The following is a 19,564-nucleotide window of genomic DNA, read 5'->3' as shown; positions in this document are numbered from 1 at the left end:
GCGCTCGACGCTTGGATGATCCGCGCCAGGGCAGCAGCGTACGGGGAGTTACCGCGAGTTTGCTATCCGGGGCGGACGCCGAGATGCACGACGTCCGGAACGCCCCGGGCAACGGGGATCTCTTCGGTACGCACCTGCTGGAATCCGGCATTACGCAAGGTTCCCTCGAATTCCGGGGACGGTTTCGCCGACCACACGGCGAGTACCCCGCCCGGCCTCAACACCCTTGCGCAGGCGGCCAGTCCGGCCGGTGAGTAGAGCCCGTCGTTGTCCTCGGTGACGGTCCAGTCGGGCCCGTTGTCGATGTCCAGGCAGAGCGCGTCGAACGTGTCCGACGTCTCATTGACGTAACGGACGAGGTCCCTCTCGACGATCTCCGTGCGCGGGTCGGCGAGGGCCCGCGAGGAGAGCCCGGCCAGCGGTCCCCCGCGGTGCCATCCGATGATGGCCGGCTCGCGTTCCACCACGGTGATCCGTCCCCAGCGGGGCTGCCCGGCGGCGTGTGCGAGTGAGAAGCCGACCCCGAGGCCGCCGATCAGGACGTGCGGGTCCGCCGTGCGCGCGTCGAGGGCGGCCAGGGCGGCGTCGACGAGCCGCCGCTCCGAACGGCCGTCGGAGGTGTCCATCAGGAAGCAGCCGTTGGCGATGATCTGCAGCAGGTCACCGTGCCTGCGCAGCACGACCTCGCCGTACGGGCCCTCGCGGCGGTCCAGGACTTCGGGGGCATCGGGAATGTCGTACGGGGTGGACATGCGTTCATCCTGGCAGCTCCCTTCTCGCGGCGGCCGCGCTCTTCCGCGCCCCGGAGGATGATCGCTGAGAGCGAACGCGGCTCCGGGAACATTCGGCGGCTCACGAGCATTGAGTCGGCATAGCTCAACTTGACTGCCGAAGGGGAGATCATGGCTGCTGAGTCCACACCGCTCGCCCTGCCTGTGCTGCCGCTCGACGACGAGGTCGTGCTGCCCGGGATGGTGGTTCCGCTGGACCTGAGCGATTCCGAGGTGCGCGCCGCGGTGGAGGCCGCCCAGGCCGCCGCCCGGGCCGAGCCGGGGAAGCCCAGGGTGCTGCTGGTGCCGCGCGTCGACGGGACCTACGCCGGTACCGGCGTGCTGGGCACGGTCGAGCAGGTCGGCAGGCTGGCCGACGGCGATCCGGGCGCCCTGATCCGCGGCCGGGGCCGCGTACGGATCGGCGCCGGGACCACCGGGCCGGGCGCGGCGCTGTGGGTGGAGGGCACCCGCATCGACGAGAGCGTGCCGGAGCCGCTGCCGGGGCACGTGACCGAACTGGTCAAGGAGTACAAGGCGCTCGCCACCGCCTGGCTGCGCAAGCGCGGCGCCTGGCAGGTCGTCGACCGGGTCCAGGCCATCGACGACGTCTCCGCGCTCGCCGACAACTCCGGCTACTCGCCGTTCCTCACCACCGAACAGAAGGTCGCCCTGCTGGAGACCACCGACCCGGTGGCCCGGCTGAAGCTCGCCACCCAGCAGCTGCGCGACCACCTCGCCGAGCAGGACGTCGCCGAGACCATCGCCAAGGACGTCCAGGAGGGCGTCGACAAGCAGCAGCGCGAGTTCCTGCTGCGCCGCCAGCTCGAAGCCGTCCGCAAGGAACTGCGGGAACTCAACGGCGAGCAGGAGGGCGAGGAGTCCGACGACTACCGGGCCCGCGTCGAGGCCGCCGACCTGCCGGAGAAGGTCCGCGAGGCCGCGCTCAAGGAGGTCGACAAGCTGGAGCGCTCCTCCGACCAGTCGCCCGAGGGATCCTGGATCCGCACCTGGCTCGACACGGTCCTGGAGATGCCGTGGAACGAGCGCACCGAGGACGCCTACGACATCCAGGGCGCCCGGGCGGTCCTGGACGCCGAGCACGCGGGCCTGGCGGACGTGAAGGAGCGGATCACCGAGTACCTGGCGGTGCGCAAGCGGCGCAGCGACCGGGGCCTGGGCGTCGTCGGCGGACGGCGCGGCGGCGCCGTACTGGCCCTGGTGGGCCCGCCCGGCGTCGGCAAGACGTCGCTCGGCGAGTCCGTCGCCCACGCGATGGGCCGGAAGTTCGTCCGCGTCGCCCTCGGCGGCGTCCGCGACGAGGCCGAGATCCGCGGCCACCGCCGTACGTACGTCGGCGCGCTGCCCGGCCGGATCGTGCGGGCCGTCAAGGAGGCCGGGTCGATGAACCCGGTGGTGCTCCTCGACGAGATCGACAAGGTGGGGTCGGACTTCCGGGGCGACCCGGCCGCCGCGCTCCTCGAGGTCCTCGACCCGGCGCAGAACCACACCTTCCGGGACCACTACCTGGAGGTCGAACTGGATCTGTCCGACGTCGTGTTCCTCGCGACGGCCAACGTCCTGGAAGCCATCCCGGAGGCCCTGCTCGACCGCATGGAGCTGGTCCGCCTCGACGGCTACACCGAGGACGAGAAGATCGTCATCGCCCGCGACCACCTGCTCCCGCGCCAGCTGGAGCGCGCCGGTCTCGACCGGGACGAGGTCACGATCGACGAGGGCGCGCTGCGCAGGCTGGCCGGCGAGTACACGCGCGAGGCGGGCGTGCGCACCCTGGAGCGGTCCATCGCGCGACTGCTGCGCAAGGTCGCGGCCCAGCACGAACTGGGCGAGCGGGAACTGCCCTTCACCATCACCGACGGCGACCTGCGCGACCTGATCGGCCGGCCGCACCACGTGCCCGAGTCCGCCCAGGACCCGGCCGAGCGCCGCACCGCCGTCCCCGGTGTCGCCACCGGGCTCGCGGTGACCGGGGCCGGCGGGGACGTCCTCTACGTGGAGGCGTCCCTGGCCGACCCGGAGACGGGCGCGGCGGGGCTGACCCTGACCGGCCAGCTGGGTGACGTGATGAAGGAGTCCGCGCAGATCGCGCTGAGCTTCCTGCGCAGTCACGGGGCCGAGCTGGAGCTGCCGGTGGGCGATCTGAAGGACCGGGGCGTGCACATCCACTTCCCGGCGGGCGCGGTGCCCAAGGACGGCCCGAGCGCGGGCGTCACGATGACCACCGCCCTGGCCTCGCTGCTCTCCGGCCGGCTGGTCCGCACCGACGTGGCGATGACCGGTGAGGTCTCGCTGACCGGGCGGGTGCTGCCGATCGGCGGGGTGAAGCAGAAGCTGCTCGCCGCGCACCGCGCGGGGATCACCACCGTCGTCATCCCCAAGCGCAACGAGCCCGACCTGGACGACGTCCCGGCGGAGGTGCTGGACAAGCTCGACGTCCACGCCGTCACCGACGTCCGCCAGGTCCTGGAGCTGGCGCTGTCGCCCGCGACGAACGGCGCGGCGCCGGAGGTTCCGGTCGCGGCGTGACGGACGCGGCCGGACGAGGGAAGGCCCGGGTCCCCTGAGGGAGGCCCGGGCCTTCGCCGTGCCCGGCGCGGATCAGCCCAGCGCGAAGGCCCGCACCCGGTCGAGGGCGCCGTTGAAGAGGTCGTGGTCCCCGACGGTCGGCCCGGTCGAGGTGTACTGCCACATCGTGTACGTGTCCCAGCCGGCGGGCAGTTCGCCCACCGTGGAGGCGTACCGGGCGATCCACAGCGGAGTGGTGGCGGCGAAGCCGGCGTAGTCGCCGGTGCACTGCTTCCACCAGCTGGTGGCCGTGTAGAGGACGGCGTCCCGGCCGGTGCGGTACCGGTACTGGTCCAGGAAGTCGCGGATCCAGCTCACCATCGCGCCCTGCGACTTGCCGTAGCAGGCGTCGCCGTACGGGTTCCACTCGATGTCGAGCACGCCCGGCAGGGTCCGTCCGTCCGCGGACCAGTCGCCGCCGTGGTCGACGAAGTAGTCGGCCTGGGCGGCGCCGCTCGCCGTGTCGGGCGTGCCGAAGTGGTAGGCGCCGCGGATCATGCCGACGTCGTAGGAGCCGTCGTACTGCTGGGAGTGGTACGGGTTGGTGTAGTACGTGCCCTCCGTGGCCTTGGCGTAGGCCCAGCGGACGCCGCTGTTCCACAGGGTCGTCCAGGCGACGTCGCCCTGGTGGCTGGAGACGTCCACGCCCTCCGTCCGGGTGGTGCGGACGGAGGGGAGTCCGCCGCGGCCGTCGTGGGCGAGCACCCCCATGCCCATGTGGGCGGAACCGCGCGGAGGGGCGCTGGGGGAGGACTCGGCCGAGACGGCCGTGCGGGGGAGGGAGAGCACCGCGAGCAGGACCGCGCCGGCGGTCGCGAGCGCGCGTATGCGGGGGAGGCCGGATCTGTGCACAGGCATGACGCATCTCCGAAAGGTCGGTGTGGGGCGAACCCGGAATGTGACTCATGTCCCATGTGGTGGGCATGCCACGCAATCGCCTGGTCGAGGAAACTGCGCACGTGGACCGGGGCAGGGGCGGGGCGTCCGCGCGCTGCCGTTGGTCCACGCCTGCGAAATACTGGTGGAGCCGGGGCGGCGTCGCCACTTGGCGGGGAACTCCCGGGACCGGAAAACCGAAGCAGGGGCAGACGTGCACGAAGACGGACACGGCGGCGAAGAACGCGCCGCCTCCCCGGCGCCCGCGTCGGGTGTCGACCAGCCCGGATTCCTCGCGCTGGAACGCGAGTTGACGGTGCTGCTGCGGCGCGCCCGGGCCAGCCAGGGGGAGATGGCCCGCGCGGTCCATCCCGACCTGGAGCCGTCCGCGTACGGGCTGCTGGTCCGTCTGGATGAGTACGGCCGGCAGCGGGCCACCGAGCTCGCCGCCTACATCGGCGTCGGCAAGGCGACGATGTCGCGCCAGCTGCGCGCACTGGAGGAGCTCGGCCTCGTCGCCCGCGAGCCGGACCCCGCCGACGGCCGCGCCTGGCTGATCGCCCTCACGCGGGAGGGGCACGAACGGGTCCGCAGGGTCCGCGAGGCCCGCCGCGCACGCTACGCCGGCCGGCTCGCCGACTGGGACCCCGCCGAGGTGACGGAACTCGCCCGGCTGCTGAACCAGCTGAACCGGGGCATGGAGAAGTGACCCCGTACGGGCTACCCCTCACGGGGTGACAGCTCGGCGTACACCACCGTCGCGTCGTCGTGCGTCTTGCCGCGGCGCGGCGCCGCCCGGTCCGCGTCCGCCCGTTCCAGGGTCCGTACCCGGTCCACCAGGGACCGGGCGCCCTCCTCGCGGACCAGGGTGAGGCAGTCCGCCCAGTCGCCCTCGTGGAACCTCTCCACCCAGCGCGCCGCACCGTCCGTCAGGGCGGCCAGGGCGCGCACCGCGTCGCGCGGCAGCGAACCGGTGACCGCGCGGGAGGCCACCGAGGGATCCGCCGCCGCGGTGAAGAAGCCGCCCTCCTTGTTGCGCAGCGTGGTGTCCACCAGGGCGGCGGTGGCCAGGGCCGAGCGGGGCAGCCGGTCCAGCCGGTCGTCCAGCAGCGGGGTGACCGTGCCGTCGGGGGACTCGACGAGCAGGGCCGAGTCGGACAGCACCAGGTAGTCCACCGAGGCCGGTGACCAGCGGGCCAGCACCACCGTCGCCTGCGGCGTACGGGGGTGAGAAAGGTCACAGGTCGCCGCGTGACCCCGGGCGGTACGCGCGAGGGCCCGGGACAGCAGCTCGGCCAGCGGAACATCCGGGAGGGAAACGGTCAGTTCGGTCAGCGCCCCGCCCAGCCGCGCGGTGAACCAGGGCACGGAATGCAGACAGCCGCCGCCGTCGCCCGGCGGGGTGACCCCGTCCAGCACCACGAGCGAACCGCCCTGTCCGGAGGCCGGAAGTCCGACGCTCGCGAAGTCCTCGTTGGGGCGCCCGGGATCGCCGGGCTCCGAAACCAGCTCCGTACGCATCCCGCCAGTCTGCACGAGCCCTTCACAGGGGCCGGGAAAGACCTTGGCCGAGCGGCGGATACCCGCAGTCGCGCAGGTCAGACGCCTGATTTGGGAGGGAATGCAGCGCTCCGGGAAGACGTGGCGGCGAATATTGCCACCGCCCGCCGCAGACGTCCAACCGGCGTACCGCGCGGGGCCGCTGCGCGACGTAACGGAACTTGCCCCTCAACTCACCTCCGGGGTTCACTCCTTCGAGTGGCGGGTCAGGTGATGCGCATCCACTGTCCACGGTCACTGGGAGGGTCGGGGAGCGATGGGGGCGCCTCGCTGTCCGAGCGCGGTCAAGAGCTCGGGGTGAACGCCCGCACCCGTTGACGGAGCGTCACCCGGACCCACGGGTACACGAGTCAGGAATGCGAGCACCGGTGCAGAAGTCGCGGCCTCGTCGCACAGGCAAGCAGACAACCCCCACGGGGGAGGCAAAGCAGACGACCGCCGTAGGCAGGGGCCGCCCCACTCACGTACGCAACCGGCTCATCGTCGCCGTGGCCGTGGTGGCCGCCGCGATCGCCGCGGCCGGGGCGCCCTCCGTGCTCGCGGCCTCCGGGCAGCTCAAGGACGCGCAGGACCTGGTGACGCTCGCCGAGCAGACCCAGGACGCCCTCACCCTGGCGCACTCCCTCGCCGACGAGCGCGACGAGGTCGTCCCCTACATCGCGGCCGGCCGCCCCAAGTCCGAGGCGCCCTCCGAGGAGCACAGCGCCCGCGTCGACCGGCAGGTCGAGGAACTGCGCGCCGACACGGACATCCCGCAGGAGCTGCACGACGGCCTCGACGCCGTCGCCGCCGTGCGCAGAGCGGCGCTCACGGGCAAGAGCAGTGCTCTCGAAGCGCATCAGGCGTACTCCACCGCCATCACGGAACTGCACCGGCTCGCCGAACAGCTGGCGGAGCTGACCCCGCCCCGCGCCGGTTCGGGCGCCTACGCGCTCACCGAGCTGGACTCCGCCGTCCAGCAGGCCGCCGCCACCCGCGGACTGCTGCTCGCCGCGCTGAACGTGCCGAGCGCCACCCGGACCGTGATCGACCCGGTCACCGGCCTGCCGTCCACCACCACCGGTTCCTCGGACGCCGACACCGAGCGGCGCGACGAGCTGACCGCCGCCGCGCTCCAGGCCCGGCTGCGCTCCGACGCGGCCCTCGCCGACTTCCGCGAGACCGCGCCCGGGGACGCCCGCGCCTCCTACGACTCCACGGTCACCGGCCCCGAGGTCGAGACCGCCGAGAAGTACCTGGCGCGCCTCACCGACGAGCCGACGCTCTCCGACGAGGACCTCGGCACCAGCGCCGAGAAGCTCCGGGCCGCGCTCACCGCGCGGATCGAGACGATGCGCGGGGTCGAGTCCGCCCTCTTCGACAAGCGCACCAAGGACCTCGCCCAGCTGCGCGACGACGACGTCACCGCGCTGGAGATCCGGATCGCGGTCCTCGGCGCCCTGATGCTGCTCACGATCGGCATCGCCACGGCGATGGCCCGCACCCTGACGCGTCCGCTGTCGGTGCTGCGCCGGGGCTCCGCCCGCCTCGCCGAGGCGGAGGACCCCACCGGTCAGGAGCCGGTCGCCTTCACCGGCCGCAACGACGAGTTCGCGCAGGTCGTCCGCTCCGTCAACGCCCTCCACGCGCACGCCGTCGCCCTCGCCGAGCGGATCGCCACCCTGGAGGCCGACCGCAAGCACCTCGTGGGACAGCGGCAGAAGATGGCCGACGCCCGCGAGGAGCTGCGCACCGAGCTCGCCGAGTCCGCCGCGCACCTGGAGCGGCTGCGCGCCGGCATCGGCGGTACGTTCGTCAACCTCGCCCTGCGCACCCTCGGACTGGTCGAGCGTCAGCTCGGCGTCATCGAGGGGCTGGAGGAGCGCGAGGACGACCCGGACCGGCTGGCCACCCTGTTCAAGCTCGACCACTTCGCCACGGTCATGCGCCGGCACAGCGAGAACCTCCTCGTCCTCGCCGGCACCGAGCACGTGCAGCACACGGCGGGTCCGGTCCCGCTGGTGGACGTCGTACGGGCCGCGGTCAGCGAGATCGAGCGGTACGAGCGGGTCCGTATCGCCGCGCTGCCGCCGCACGCGCACATCGCCGGGTTCGCCGCGGACGACCTGTCCCACCTGCTGGCCGAGCTCATGGAGAACGCCACCTCGTTCTCCCCGCCCGACCTGCCCGTCGAGGTCTCCGGCTGGCTGCTGGAGAACGGCGAGGTCATGCTCTCCGTCCAGGACGAGGGCATCGGCATGACCGGGGAGCGGCTGGAGCGGCTCAACTCCCGGCTGTCCGACTTCGACCCGGAGACCACCTACGACGCGGAGGCCGAGGACGGTCTCGGCCTCGGCCTGTACGTCGTGGCCCGGCTCGCCCACCGGCACGGGGTGCGGGTCCGGCTGCGCGAGCAGAAGCAGGGCGGCATCGCCGCGGTCGTCGTCCTCCCCGACCCCCTCCTGGCGTCCGCCGCCCCCGGCGCGGTCCCCGCCTCCGTCGCCGGCGGCACCGTCACGTACTCCCTCCCGGGTGCCGACGCCGAGGCCAACTCCAACGTCCTCCAGGGCCGTACGGAGTCGGACGATCCGCTGGTCGCCCTGGCGGAGAAGGCGGTACGCCACCAGGACTCGCCCGGCGCGGAGACGCCGGCACCGGGTGACGCGGACGAGTCCTCGCCGGCCCTCGCGGAGGAGTCCGCGCCGGGCGGTGCGGAGAAGTCCGCGCCGGGCGGTGCGGACGAGCCCGCGCGGGAGCGTGCGGAGGGATCCGCGGGAAGCCCCGCCGGGCGGTCCGAGAAGGTCCGCCCCGAGGACGCCGGTGAGTCGGCGGCGAGCGGTGCCGACGAGTCGGCGGAGGAGTCCGCACCGGGCCGTGGGGACGAGCCCGCGCGGGAGCGCGCGGCGGGGCCGACGGGAGGCTCCGCCGGGCAACCCGAGGAGACCCGTGCCGGCGACGCCGTGCCGGGCGGTGCCGACGAGCCGGCGGAGGAGTCCGCGCCGGACCGCGGCGACGACGCCGCGCCGGACCGTGCGGGGCGCGAGGGCACGGAAGGCGCCGACGCGCCGGCCGAGCGGCCCGCCGAAATCACGATGGAGCTGCTGATCCCGGCGCAGCCGGAGACGGCCGACGAGCCGGAAGCCGCCCGGGACCAGAGGACCGGCACCGACCTTCCCGGACGCACGGCCGTTCCCGGCGCCCGGGGAGCGGGGACCGGCGACACCGCCGGAGCGGCGGCCGAAGCCGGGTCCGCGGCCTCCGCCGGGGCCGTCGGCCGGGCGGAGGGCGAGAGCGTCCGTCCGGGCGCGGGTCACGCGGGCGGGAACGACGCCCCGTCCGGGACCGCCGCGCCGCAGCCGTTCGGCGCGGGCGCGGGCGACGCCGTCCGCCCGGGCGCCGGTCACGCGGCCGGAGACGAGGAGCCCCCCTCCGGTGCCGCGAGCCGGTCGGCCGGCGAGGACGCGGAGGACGCGGAGGGCGTCGCCCGCCCGGCCGCGGTCCACGGGGACGCACCCGCAGCGGACGCCGGGTCCGAGAGCCGGCCTGCGGCCGGCCCCGGGGACAGCCCCGCGGCCGACGCCGGGAACCCGGAAGGGCTTCCCCGGCGGCCGGGCGCCGCGTCCGGGGGCGGCGCCGACGCGGAGCACGCGCGCGTCGCCGACGGGGACGGGGACGGGGACGAGGGCGACGAGCCGGTCACGGCCAAGGGGCTGCCCAAGCGCACACCGAGGATCACCGCGCCCGCCGCGGCCCCGCGCCCGCACGCCGGGGCCGTGGACGCCGAGGCCCTGCGCCGCCGGCTCGGCGGTTTCCGCCGGGGGGCGGACGCCGGGCGCCGGGACGTCGAGGCGGAACTCGCCGAACGGACCGGTGGCCACCGGGCACCGTCCGGTCAGGCCGCCACATCCGAAGAGACCACGGGGGGCACAGTCGAGGAGGCAAGCAGTTGACCGCGACCGGTACTGTCGGACTGAGCAGTGAGGCCCGCAACCTGCACTGGCTGTTGAACAACCTCGTCGAGGAGGTGCCCGGCATCCTCTCCGTCGCGGTGGTCTCCTCCGACGGTCTGCTCCTGCTCTCCTCCGACGACTCCCGCCACGACGAGGCCCGCGACGCGCGGAGCGCGAAGCGCACCGGCCCCCGCGGCTCCGCCGCCGACCTGGCCACCGTCGTCTCCGGCATCGGCAGCCTCACCGTCGGCGCCTCGAAGCTGATGGACTACGGTCCGGTCAAGCACACGATGGTGGCGATGGACGAGGGCAGCCTGTTCGTGATGTCCATCAGCGACGGCTCCCTGCTCGGCGTGCACGGCTCCGCGGACTGCGACATGAGCGTGGTGGCGTACCACATGGCCCTGTTCGTCGGCCGCGCCGGCCACGTCCTGACCCCGGAACTCCGCAGCGAGCTGCGCCAATCCCTGGAGAGCGAGTCCACCGGGGGGTCCCGGTGAGCAAGCCCAGGAAACAGCTCCCGGTCCGCGGCGGCGACCGCAAGGTCGCCCGGGTCCGGCCCTACTCGCTCACCGGCGGCCGCACCCGCTTCGGCCACGTCCTGCTCGTCGAGACGTTCGTCGGCGCCACCGCCGCGCTCGAAGCCGCCGAGGAGCGCAAGGAGCTCACGAACGGGGGCCTCACCTCCCGGGTCATGCCGGAGATGCGGGCCATCGTCGAACTGTGCCGCCGCATGCGAACGGTGGCCGAGATCGCCGCGCTGCTGAAGATGCCGCTCGGCGTGGTCCGCGTCCTCCTGAGCGACCTCGCGGACCAGGGAAAGATCCGTGTCTACGGAACGGGAACCGGCCACGGCACGGGCCGCCCGGACCGCGTACTGCTGGAAAGGGTGCTGAGTGGACTCCGTCGTCTCTGATGCCGCTCGCGGCGTCTCCCCGCTCGTCGAGGACGACGAGCCCCTGCTGCCCTGGCAGACGGACCGCACCCGCGCGCCGATCGCCACGAAGATAGTGGTGGCGGGCGGCTTCGGCGTCGGCAAGACCACGCTCGTCACCACCGTCTCGGAGGTCACGCCCCTGCAGACCGAGGCGCTGATGACCGAGGCGAGCGAGGAGCACGACGACCTCACCGCCACGCCGGGCAAGCTGACCACCACCGTGGCCATGGACTTCGGCCGCATCACGCTCGACGACGACCTCGTGCTCTACGTCTTCGGCACCCCCGGGCAGCAGCGGTTCTGGTTCATGTGGGACGACCTGGTGCGCGGCGCGATCGGCGCCGTCGTACTGGCCGACACCCGCCGCCTGAAGGACTGCTGGCCGGCCCTGGACTACTTCGAGAGCTGCGGACTGCCGTACGTCGTCGCGGTCAACCACTTCGACGGAAGTGAGCGGTTCGACGCCGAGGACGTGCGAGAGGCATTGACGATCCCCGCGCACATACCTGTAATGATCATGGATGCGCGCCGCCGGATCTCGGTCATCGAGACCCTCTTGTCCCTCGTGGGCCACGCGCTCGACGAAACCCCCGAGTAGCCCTCTTAGGAGCGTCCCCGTATGCGGAAGATACTCGTCGTCGGAGCCGGCCAGTCCGGTCTCCAGCTGGCCCTCGGCCTCCAGTCGCACGGGTACGAGGTCACCCTGATGTCCAACCGGACCGCGGACGAGATCCGTACCGGACGGGTGATGTCGACGCAGTGCATGTTCCACACCGCGCTGCAGCACGAGCGGGACCTCCAGCTGAACTTCTGGGAGTCCCAGGCCCCGAAGATCGAAGGACTCGGCGTCTCGGTCGCCGCCCCCGGCTCCTTCGACCCGGGCCCCTCGCAGCGCGCGATCGACTGGCTGGGCAGGCTCGACGGGTTCGCGCAGTCGGTGGACCAGCGCGTGAAGATGGCCGGCTGGATGGAGACCTTCGCCCAGCGCGGCGGCCAGCTGGTCATCCACGGCGCGGCGGTCGGCGACCTCGACTACTTCTCCCGCGCGTACGACCTCGTGCTCGTCTCGGCGGGCAAGGGCGAACTCGTGCAGATGTTCGCCCGCGACCCGGAGCGGTCCCCGTACAGCGAGCCGCAGCGCGCCCTCGCGGTGGCCTACGTCCACGGCCTCGGCCCGCGTCCGGAGCACCCGGACACGGAGGCGGTCCGCTGCAACCTGGTCCCCGGTGTCGGCGAGATGTTCGTCATGCCGACGTTCACCACCTCGGGCCGCGCCGACATCCTGTTCTGGGAGGGCATACCCGGCGGCCCGCTGGACGCCTTCAAGGACGTCAAGGACCCGGCGGAACACCTCTCCCTGACCCTGGAACTCATGGAGAGGTTCCTTCCCTGGGAGTACGCGCGGGCCACCAAGGTCGAACTGACCGACGCCGGCGGCACCCTCGCCGGCCGCTACGCCCCCACCGTCCGCAACCCGATCGGCCGGCTGCCCTCCGGCGGCCTCGTCCTCGGCGTGGCCGACGTGGTCGTCGCCAACGACCCGATCACCGGCCAGGGCTCCAACTCGGCGTCCAAGTGCGCCGCCTCCTACCTCGCCTCGATCCTGGAGCACGGGGAGAAGGAGTTCGACGGGACCTGGATGCAGGCGACCTTCGACCGCTACTGGGAGACGGCGCGGCACGTCACCAAGTGGACCAACACCATGCTCGCCCCGCCGCCGGAGCACGTCCTGAACCTGCTCGGCGCGGCCGGGGAGCTCCAGCCGGTCGCGGACCGCTTCGCCAACGGCTTCAACGACCCGGCCGACTTCGAGAACTTCTTCTACGACCCGAAGAAGACCGAGGGCTACCTGATGGAGGTCTCGGGCGCGTCCGGCGCCTGACCGCGGGCGTACCCCTCGTCGGACCCCTCCGTCGCCCCCTCGGGGAGCTCCGGCGGCACGTACCGCCGTACGGGCTCCCCGGCCGGGTCGGGGCGCACGGCGCCCAGCACCGGGTTGGCCGCGATCGGGGAGACCTTGATCCGCGCTCCGGGGCGGGGCGCCTGCACCACCATCCCATCGCCGAGGTACAGGGCGACGTGGGTGGCCTCCGGGAAGTACACGACGAGGTCCCCCGGGCGCAGCTCCGCCAGCGGCACCCGTTCCAGCCGCGCCCACTGCTCCTGGCTGGTCCGGGGGATCGGCGTCCCGGCGGCGCCCCACGCCTCGGACGTCAGCCCCGAGCAGTCGTACGCGGCGGGCCCCTCCGCACCCCACTCGTACGGCTTCCCGAGCTGCGCCACGGCGTGGCGCACGGCCCGTTCGCCCGCCGCCGAGGGAGGGGTGCCGCCGCTGCCCAGCGCGCCGGAGGCCACCAGTTCCTCCTGCGCCTCGGCCACCGTGTCCCGCTCCAGCTCGGCCAGCGCGGCGAGCTGTCCGGGGGTGAGCGAGGCGAGGAGCTCCTCGACCGCGCGGAGCCGTCCGAGGACCTCGTCCCGCTCCCTCCCGCGCCGCTCGGTGAGGGCGAGCCGGGCGTCGAGGGCCTTGCGCGCCCGGCGGGCCAGCGCCTCGGCCTCCCGCGCGTCGCCGGTCAGCCGGCCCACCGTCCGGGCCCGCTCCCGCGCCAGTCGCCCGATCACGTGCCCCTGGTCGAGCGCGCGCTGCGGATCGCGCGCGAGCAGCAGCCGTACGTAGGGGGAGAGACCGGTGACGCTCTGGTACTGCCGGCGGGCCAGTTGCCCGGCGGCGCCCCGGCTGTCCCGCAGGGAGCGCCGGACGCGGGCGAGGGCGCGCTCCAGCCGCTCGGCCTCGGCGCGCTGCCTCTTCAGCCGTTCCTCGGTGGCGTTGTAGGTCTCGGTGGCCTTCCCGGCCTCCCGGTAACGGGTCTGAAGCTCCGTCAGCAGCTCGGCGACGGAACGCCCGCCGGTGCCGCCGCCCGGTTCCGGAACGGCCGCCGCGGGCACGGGCGCGAGGACGGCCCCGGCCGCCAGCGCCGCCGTGCACACCAGACGCAGAAGCTTTCCTGACACACCATCACCTCCGGCGCGGGGCGGCTCGTCCGCTCCGCACCGCGAGCATCGGGCGGCTGTGCGCGGTCCGCTCGCCGAGTGTGCGCGGTTCGGCGCAACCCGGTCACCCGTCGGCGTCGTCCGGCTTGCCCCGCGGCGTGGCGTCCGGATCGGGCGCGGCCTTCGACCACGGCCACCTCCGGCGGTCGCCGGCCCGCCCCGTGGGGTCGTACAGGTACTTCCACCCCCGGGTCAGCCCGGTCCGCGCGCTCCGCGCCCGGGGCACCCGCCGGTAGACCAGCACGGTGGGCGGGCCGCCGTCCGGGACCGGGACGGGGATGCGGTACGTCTTCGGCGGGTGCCCGGTGATGCCCAGCAGCACGGGCAGGACGCGCCCGTCCATGGGCCCGCCCTCGAACGGGGTGTCTTCGCTCTTCACGCCCCCAGTGTCGGCGACGCGCGGACCGTCAGAGGTCCGCGGCCAGCGCCCGCACCAGCGCCTCGGTCTGCGCGTCGCGCCGCGCGGTCACCGTCAGCACCGCCACGAACTGCTCCACGAGCCAGTCCCGCAGTTCGTCCAGGGGCGGCTGCTTGTCCTCGTCGAGCCAGATCAGCGAGGCCGCCTCCACGGCGGTGATCCACATCCGGATCGTCATCCGCAGCCGGGGCCCGGGCCCGGCTACCCCGAGGTGGCTGAGGATGTGCTCGGCGGCGGCCCGCCGCACGCCGTCCACGATGGCGGTCGTACGGGAGGTCTCCACCACGCTCCCGCCCTGGAGCAGCGCGCTGAACCCGGTGCCGTGCTGGTCGACGAAGGCGAGGTAGCGGTCGAGGGCCCGGGACAGCCGGGGCAGCAGCGGGCCCTCGTGCGGCTCGTCGAAGCAGTGCCGCAGCTCGTCGGCGGCGGACATCAGGGCGGCCTCGTACAGCTGCTGCTTGCCGCCCGGGAAGTACCGGTACACCAGGGGGCGTGACACGCCGGCCGCCTCCGCCACGTCGTCCAGGGAGACGTCCTTGGGGGCGCGGTGGGCGAAGAGGGAGAGCGCGGCCTCGAGCAGCTGGCTGCGGCGTTCCTCGACACTGAGCCGCCGGTAGGCGGGGGTGGGGGCCTGCGGGGTCATGCCCGCAGGGTAACCGTCCGCCCCGCGCGCCCGCCCGGCCGCCGGGGCCTTCCGGCCGGTCCCGCCCGCCGGGCCTTCCGGCTGCCCCGTGCCTGCTCGGCCGCCGGGGCCTTCCGGCCGGTCCCGTGCGGCCGCCGGTACCGTCCGGGCCGTGCCCGGCCGGCCCCGGCGGCCGGTGAGCTCGCGTGTTCGGGTGCCGCGTCCGCACGGCCGGGCCCGAAGGGGCCGCACGGGCGGTCCGTGCGGGCCCGGCGGCACCCGGCGGTCCGCTGCCGGGGCCAACCCACGGCACCCGGCCGTCCGGAGCGGGGCCGTTTCTCAGTCGAAGCAGTCGAGGATGTCCCTCAGGTGCGGTTCGATGGGCTCGCCCGCGTCGTCCTCGTCCCAGAACAGTTCCACCAGCGCTCCGAGCGGGTAGACACCGCCGTCCCCGTCGACCCGTCCGCTCAGGGAAGGGGTGTCCTGCTGCCCCCGGGTGCCTTCGAACAGGGCGGGAGCCGGGCCTTCGGGCGCCAGGTGACGGGGATCGAACATCCAGGAAGCGGTGCGAGTGCGCCGTACGGTCTCTCCCACGTACCAGACGGCCCCCTGGACGAGGCTGCCGGTCTTGGCCGCTCTGACCTCCACGTCCGCACTGAACCTCGCACGCATGAGCGTTTCGAGGGTGTCGAGGGACTCCTCGCTGAAGTCCCAGCTCTGCGGGCAGCCGGTCTCCTCGCGCCAGGCGTCGAAGAGCCCCGCGCGGTCGCGGAGCCAGGCCTCGAGCTGTTGCGCGGGCTGCGGTGTCGCTTCGTTTGCGGAGGACATGCCCCCACTCTAGGCACCGGGCGCGGCGGACGCCCCCGGGCCTGACCCGGCGGGGGAGGACTTGTCGACACTCTCATATCCCCTTCGAAATAGGGGGGTTGAGGTTCTAGGGTGGCGCCCGCGACGCTGTTGTCACGGGGGCACCGCGCGTCGTGAATCCCCCGCACCCCTCAACCGCCCCCACCGACCGAGGGAAAGATGCAGGAGTGAGTCACGCGACAGCACCACCCCGAAACCGGCGGCGCCGTATATGGGCGCGTCTGACCGTGGCTGCCGCGGCGGCCTGCGCGGTCACCTTGACCGGCCTTCCCGGCCTTCCCGTCACCGACGCGTCCGCCCAGATCACCGGCGGCAAGCGCTGCGACAAGAAGTGGCTGGGCAAGGAGATCGACGGCAACGGGCAGATCCCCGGCGGCTCCAGCCAGTTCTCCGAGATCCCCGCCGGCGCGGAGACCGCCTACGACTACGCCAACCCCAACGCCGCCTACGACGACCTCAAGGCCCCCACCGACGCCCAGAAGCAGAAGGCGGGGGACACCGACGCGGACGTCAAGAAGTGGGAGGCGGCGTTCAAGAAGTCCGGCGACCCCGCCGACAAGGCGATGGCCATCTACGCCCGCTACAACCGGCAGCTCTCCGGCTCCAGGCCCACCACGGACTGGGAGACCTGGCGCGATGTGAAGTACATCGGCAACCAGGTCGTCAACGCCCGCGGCAGCAAGTTCGAGGCGAAGGTCGTCAAGGACTTCAACCTGGTCGGCCCCGACTGGCTGTGCCAGGTCAAGGTCCGCGTCAAGGACCCCGCCACCGGCAAGTGGGTCGTACGCGACTTCGACGCCTACAACAAGGCCACCAAGGAGTTCGCCGAGTTCAAGTCCACGGGTGAGCACCGGCCCGACCAGCACAGGGCCGAACGCGTCATCCTGCGCGACCCCAAGTACCGCGACCACCGGCTGACGTACGTCACCGGCATGAAAACCGAGGACCCCACCAAGGAGGCCACCAGGACCCTCGACGAGGAGCTGAAGAAGGAACGCGGCACCAGCCGGACCCAGGTGCGCGTGCGTGAGCACCGTTCCATCGGGCAGGCCCGGATCGGCAAGCCGAACGTCTACACCAAGTACGACCCGATCCTGAACCCGGACCCGGACAAGGGCGGCCGGGGCCCGATCAACTCCGCCGCCCGCGCCTCCGGGCCGACGCCGAACGACGCCCGCCGCCTCCAGGAGGCCGCGAGGGAGGCGGGCACCCGAGGGGCGTTCCCCGGCGGACGCGGGCCGGGCGGCGTGGACTTCTCCACCCTGGAGCTCCAGTACGTGGGCAACCTCGCCAAGGGCAAGGGCATCGACTACAGCTTCAAGGCCGACTACATGCCCAACCCGGACGAGGAGCCGGGCTACGGCGGGCAGGCGAAGCTCCAGATGTCCTCGGACGCGGTGTTCACCTGGCTCGCCCTGTCCCCGGACCGCATGTGGGTGAACCTCAACCCCGACCAGCCCGACAAGATCATGGACGAGGCGTTCGGCGAGACCGACGCCGGCCGCGTCCTGCTGGAAGCGGACATGGAGATGAAGCGGGACTGGTCCCGTGCCCTGAACCCGAAGGAGTCCCCGGGCCGGGAGTTCATGGCCGCGGTCCCGAAGGTCGACGGCGTTCCGTGCTGGGGTCCGGGCCGCAACTGGATCGTCCCGGACCGCGCCCAGGTCCGCGAGCAGGACGGCGGCATCTACATCCTCGACGCGCCGCTGAAGGTCGACCACGCGCCGATGGACTTCACCACCCCGGTGCCCGGCGAACGCTGCGACAAGAAGCTGACCGAGGCGGAGAAGGAACAAGGCGTCCGCCTGATGAAGCAGTGGATCATCCCCGCGGTCCAGGAGAAGGTCAACAACGACCCCAAGTACGCCGACCTGCGCCGCGTCTACAAGGCCCGCGTGGCAGCGGAGTGGATCCGCCAGCAGGACGCCGAGCGGCCCACCGACTTCCGGAAGATCATCAACAGCAACGACCTCGACCGGTGGCCGCTGCGGGCCCCCAACGAGGACTGGGACAAGCGCACGGTGTGGGAGGAGATGCGCAAGTCCTTCACCGAGGGCGAGTACACGTACGAGTGGCCCTCCGGCGGCACCGTCTACACCTTCACCGTGGGGGGCGTGGACTTCTCCAAGGCGGAGAAGCGCAACATCACCCGGGCCCGCTTCGACCTTCAGCACCCGCAGCGGGACGAGACCACCAAGACCTCGGTCCGCGACGAGACCGCCTACCGGGACACCACCACCTCGTTCATGGGCGGCAACAGCGCCGGCGACCTCGGGAGCGATCCGGGACCGGCCCCGGATCCGACCGGCCCGCCGACCGGGCAGCCCACCACTCCGGCGCCGGACCCGACCGACCCACCGACCGGGCAGCCCACGACCCCGGCGCCGGACCCGACCACCTCCACCCCGGCCCCCGGCAACGCCCACAGGCCGCAGGGCCCGGACGGAGGCCTCGCCGACACCGGCTCCGACACCCCCGTCGGGCTGATCAGTGCCGTCGCCGCGGCCCTGGTCGCGGTGGGCGGCGCCCTCGCCTGGTGGATGCGACGGCGCAGGACGGCCGCCGGCTGACCCGCCGCACCGGACACGACGACGCCCGCCCGGTCGGAGGACCGGGCGGGCGTCGTCACTTCGCCCGGCGTACGCCCGGCCGGCAAGTGGACCACTTGCCGGCAGACCGCGACCGTTCCCACCGGTGACCGCCGTACCGGTGTTCCCCGAGGACGTCGGTGTGCGGCTGTGCCGCGTGGCGGTGAGCCGTTCGGGGGTGCGGCGGCCCGGTGCGGGCGCCCGCCTACGCGAGCAGCCCCGACGACCGCCAGAGCTTCCGTCCGGCCCCGCGCAGCACGCCGATGTCGTCCAGGAAGTCCGTCAGCTTCCTCGCCCCCTGCTGCATCACGTCCCGCCGGTGGGCGCTGGCCCTGACCTGGGCGACGGCCGCACGCCTGTCCAGGCCGACGTTCGTGTACACCTCGGGGTTCACGAAGGCCACGGAGAAGACCCGGGCGAACTCCCCGGAGGTGATCCGGGTGAACTCCTGCGACCACTTCGGCGCGGTCACCATCTGGCGCCGCAGCTCCTCGCGGGCGTAGCGCACGTGCCGCGCCTCCTCGACGACGTGGATCCGCGTGACGCCCCGGATCAGCGGCTGGACCCGCTCGTCCGGGAAGGTCAGCCGCTGCATCCAGTCCAGGACCTCCTCGCCGAGCAGGGTCGCGGTGAAGGAGCCGGGGGTGGTGGAGACCGTCTTGAACAGGCGGCCGAGGTTCTGGTGGACGCGGCTCACCGGGTACCAGGGGGTGCCGCCGCGGGTGATCAGCCGGGCGAACATCCTGGAGTGCCGGCACTCGTCCTCGATCTCGGTGAGCGCGTAGCGCACGTGCGCGCTCGTGGCGGCCTTGTCGTAGACGTGCCGGACCAGCAGCTGCATCAGGATCAGCTCGAACCAGATGCCCAGCGAGGCGAGCGCCGCCGCCTCGTGCCGGGAGAGCAGGATGCGCTGCTCCTCGCTCATCCGCCGCCACATCGGGGTGCCGTACAGCGACACCAGCTCCGGCGGCCAGAACCACTTGCCCTCCTCGAAGGGCGCCTCCCAGTCCAGCTCCTCGTCCGGGTCGAAGGAGTGCCTGGCGGAGGCGTCGAGCAGCCGCTGGGCCACCTGCTCCCGGTCCTTGAGCAGCCCGAGCGCGTCCCGCGGACCATCGAGCGTGTCGGTTTCCGGCAGGATCGTCATGACGGTTCCACCTCGGTGCGTCTCGGGTTACCGGCGGGTCACCCACTTATGAGACTGCCTGTCAGCAAGCTCGTCAATCCCTCGCGCGGGAGTTGTCGACGTCCGGTCCACCCGGTGGGCGCGTCAACGGCGCGCACCCCGGGTCACCTCATGGGGCGCCGGTCCGGCGTTCGCCCTGGGTACGCTGACGGTGCCGGTCAGGCTGCAGCACATGGGAGC

Annotated in this window: 16 protein-coding genes; 8 read left to right on the top strand and 8 right to left on the bottom strand. The window is 73.1% G+C overall.

Annotation, left to right across the window (positions count from 1 at the left end):
- Window positions 1-62: 62 nt before the first annotated feature.
- On the bottom strand, window positions 63-752 hold the full coding sequence (locus ACFY3N_RS00685) for a spermidine synthase (RefSeq protein WP_390814479.1): 690 nt from the start codon (window positions 750-752) through the stop codon (window positions 63-65).
- Between the two features lie 150 nt (window positions 753-902).
- On the opposite strand from ACFY3N_RS00685, the gene lon reads away from it, so the two are divergent.
- Complete coding sequence (lon, locus tag ACFY3N_RS00680; RefSeq protein ID WP_390814478.1) at window positions 903-3,317, top strand: endopeptidase La; 2,415 nt, start codon at window positions 903-905, stop codon at window positions 3,315-3,317.
- A gap of 72 nt (window positions 3,318-3,389) precedes the next feature.
- On the opposite strand, the gene ACFY3N_RS00675 is transcribed toward lon, so the two are convergent.
- Window positions 3,390-4,214, bottom strand: a complete 825-nt coding sequence (locus tag ACFY3N_RS00675) for a lysozyme (protein ID WP_390814477.1) — start codon at window positions 4,212-4,214, stop codon at window positions 3,390-3,392.
- Window positions 4,215-4,446: 232 nt separating this feature from the next.
- Here ACFY3N_RS00675 and ACFY3N_RS00670 point away from each other — a divergent pair, with 232 nt between their 5' ends.
- The gene (locus ACFY3N_RS00670; protein WP_390814476.1) at window positions 4,447-4,941 is read left to right on the top strand and encodes a MarR family winged helix-turn-helix transcriptional regulator; all 495 of its coding nucleotides are present in this window, start codon (window positions 4,447-4,449) and stop codon (window positions 4,939-4,941) included.
- Window positions 4,942-4,952: 11 nt separating this feature from the next.
- On the opposite strand, the gene ACFY3N_RS00665 is transcribed toward ACFY3N_RS00670, so the two are convergent.
- Entirely contained in the window at window positions 4,953-5,753 is an 801-nt protein-coding gene (locus ACFY3N_RS00665) for a protein phosphatase 2C domain-containing protein (protein WP_390814475.1), read from the bottom strand.
- 407 nt (window positions 5,754-6,160) lie between these two features.
- On the opposite strand from ACFY3N_RS00665, the gene ACFY3N_RS00660 reads away from it, so the two are divergent.
- Genes ACFY3N_RS00660 through ACFY3N_RS00640 form a run of 5 tightly spaced genes read left to right on the top strand, consistent with a single transcriptional unit; the run spans window position 6,161 to window position 12,540 of the window.
- A complete protein-coding gene (locus tag ACFY3N_RS00660) occupies window positions 6,161-9,721 on the top strand; it encodes a nitrate- and nitrite sensing domain-containing protein (protein ID WP_390814474.1) in 3,561 nt (1,186 codons plus the stop codon).
- On the top strand, window positions 9,718-10,221 hold the full coding sequence (locus ACFY3N_RS00655) for a roadblock/LC7 domain-containing protein (RefSeq protein ID WP_390814473.1): 504 nt from the start codon (window positions 9,718-9,720) through the stop codon (window positions 10,219-10,221). The genes ACFY3N_RS00660 and ACFY3N_RS00655 overlap by 4 nt, the downstream gene beginning before the upstream one ends.
- Complete coding sequence (locus ACFY3N_RS00650) at window positions 10,218-10,637, top strand: DUF742 domain-containing protein (protein ID WP_390814472.1); 420 nt, start codon at window positions 10,218-10,220, stop codon at window positions 10,635-10,637. The genes ACFY3N_RS00655 and ACFY3N_RS00650 overlap by 4 nt, the downstream gene beginning before the upstream one ends.
- Window positions 10,618-11,256 carry an ATP/GTP-binding protein gene (locus ACFY3N_RS00645; RefSeq protein WP_390814471.1) on the top strand — a complete coding sequence of 213 codons (639 nt, stop codon included), beginning with the start codon at window positions 10,618-10,620 and terminating at the stop codon, window positions 11,254-11,256. The genes ACFY3N_RS00650 and ACFY3N_RS00645 overlap by 20 nt, the downstream gene beginning before the upstream one ends.
- Window positions 11,257-11,277: 21 nt before the next feature.
- Complete coding sequence (locus tag ACFY3N_RS00640; RefSeq protein ID WP_390814470.1) at window positions 11,278-12,540, top strand: styrene monooxygenase/indole monooxygenase family protein; 1,263 nt, start codon at window positions 11,278-11,280, stop codon at window positions 12,538-12,540.
- Here ACFY3N_RS00640 and ACFY3N_RS00635 read toward each other — a convergent pair.
- The 4 genes from ACFY3N_RS00635 to ACFY3N_RS00620 all read right to left on the bottom strand — a co-directional run bounded on the left by ACFY3N_RS00635 (window position 12,504) and on the right by ACFY3N_RS00620 (window position 15,574).
- Window positions 12,504-13,667 (bottom strand): NlpC/P60 family protein, encoded by a 1,164-nt coding sequence (locus ACFY3N_RS00635; protein WP_390814469.1) that lies wholly within the window; start codon window positions 13,665-13,667, stop codon window positions 12,504-12,506. The two genes, ACFY3N_RS00640 and ACFY3N_RS00635, sit on opposite strands and share 37 nt — an antisense overlap.
- A gap of 103 nt (window positions 13,668-13,770) precedes the next feature.
- Window positions 13,771-14,085 carry a hypothetical protein gene (locus ACFY3N_RS00630; protein ID WP_390814468.1) on the bottom strand — a complete coding sequence of 105 codons (315 nt, stop codon included), beginning with the start codon at window positions 14,083-14,085 and terminating at the stop codon, window positions 13,771-13,773.
- Window positions 14,086-14,113: 28 nt separating this feature from the next.
- Window positions 14,114-14,767 (bottom strand): TetR/AcrR family transcriptional regulator, encoded by a 654-nt coding sequence (locus ACFY3N_RS00625; RefSeq protein WP_390814467.1) that lies wholly within the window; start codon window positions 14,765-14,767, stop codon window positions 14,114-14,116.
- 318 nt (window positions 14,768-15,085) lie between these two features.
- Window positions 15,086-15,574 (bottom strand): hypothetical protein, encoded by a 489-nt coding sequence (locus ACFY3N_RS00620; RefSeq protein ID WP_390814466.1) that lies wholly within the window; start codon window positions 15,572-15,574, stop codon window positions 15,086-15,088.
- 266 nt (window positions 15,575-15,840) lie between these two features.
- On the opposite strand from ACFY3N_RS00620, the gene ACFY3N_RS00615 reads away from it, so the two are divergent.
- Complete coding sequence (locus ACFY3N_RS00615; protein WP_390814465.1) at window positions 15,841-18,183, top strand: hypothetical protein; 2,343 nt, start codon at window positions 15,841-15,843, stop codon at window positions 18,181-18,183.
- A 223-nt stretch (window positions 18,184-18,406) separates the two neighbouring features.
- Here ACFY3N_RS00615 and ACFY3N_RS00610 read toward each other — a convergent pair whose 3' ends face one another.
- Window positions 18,407-19,345 (bottom strand): diiron oxygenase, encoded by a 939-nt coding sequence (locus ACFY3N_RS00610; protein WP_390814464.1) that lies wholly within the window; start codon window positions 19,343-19,345, stop codon window positions 18,407-18,409.
- Window positions 19,346-19,564: the final 219 nt, after the last annotated feature.

The sequence above is a fragment of the Streptomyces sp. NPDC000348 genome (genome assembly GCF_042898795.1).
GTDB lineage: Bacteria > Actinomycetota > Actinomycetes > Streptomycetales > Streptomycetaceae > Streptomyces.
Note: the sequence above shows the minus strand (reverse complement) of the source record. Positions and strands in the feature narration are given on the sequence as shown.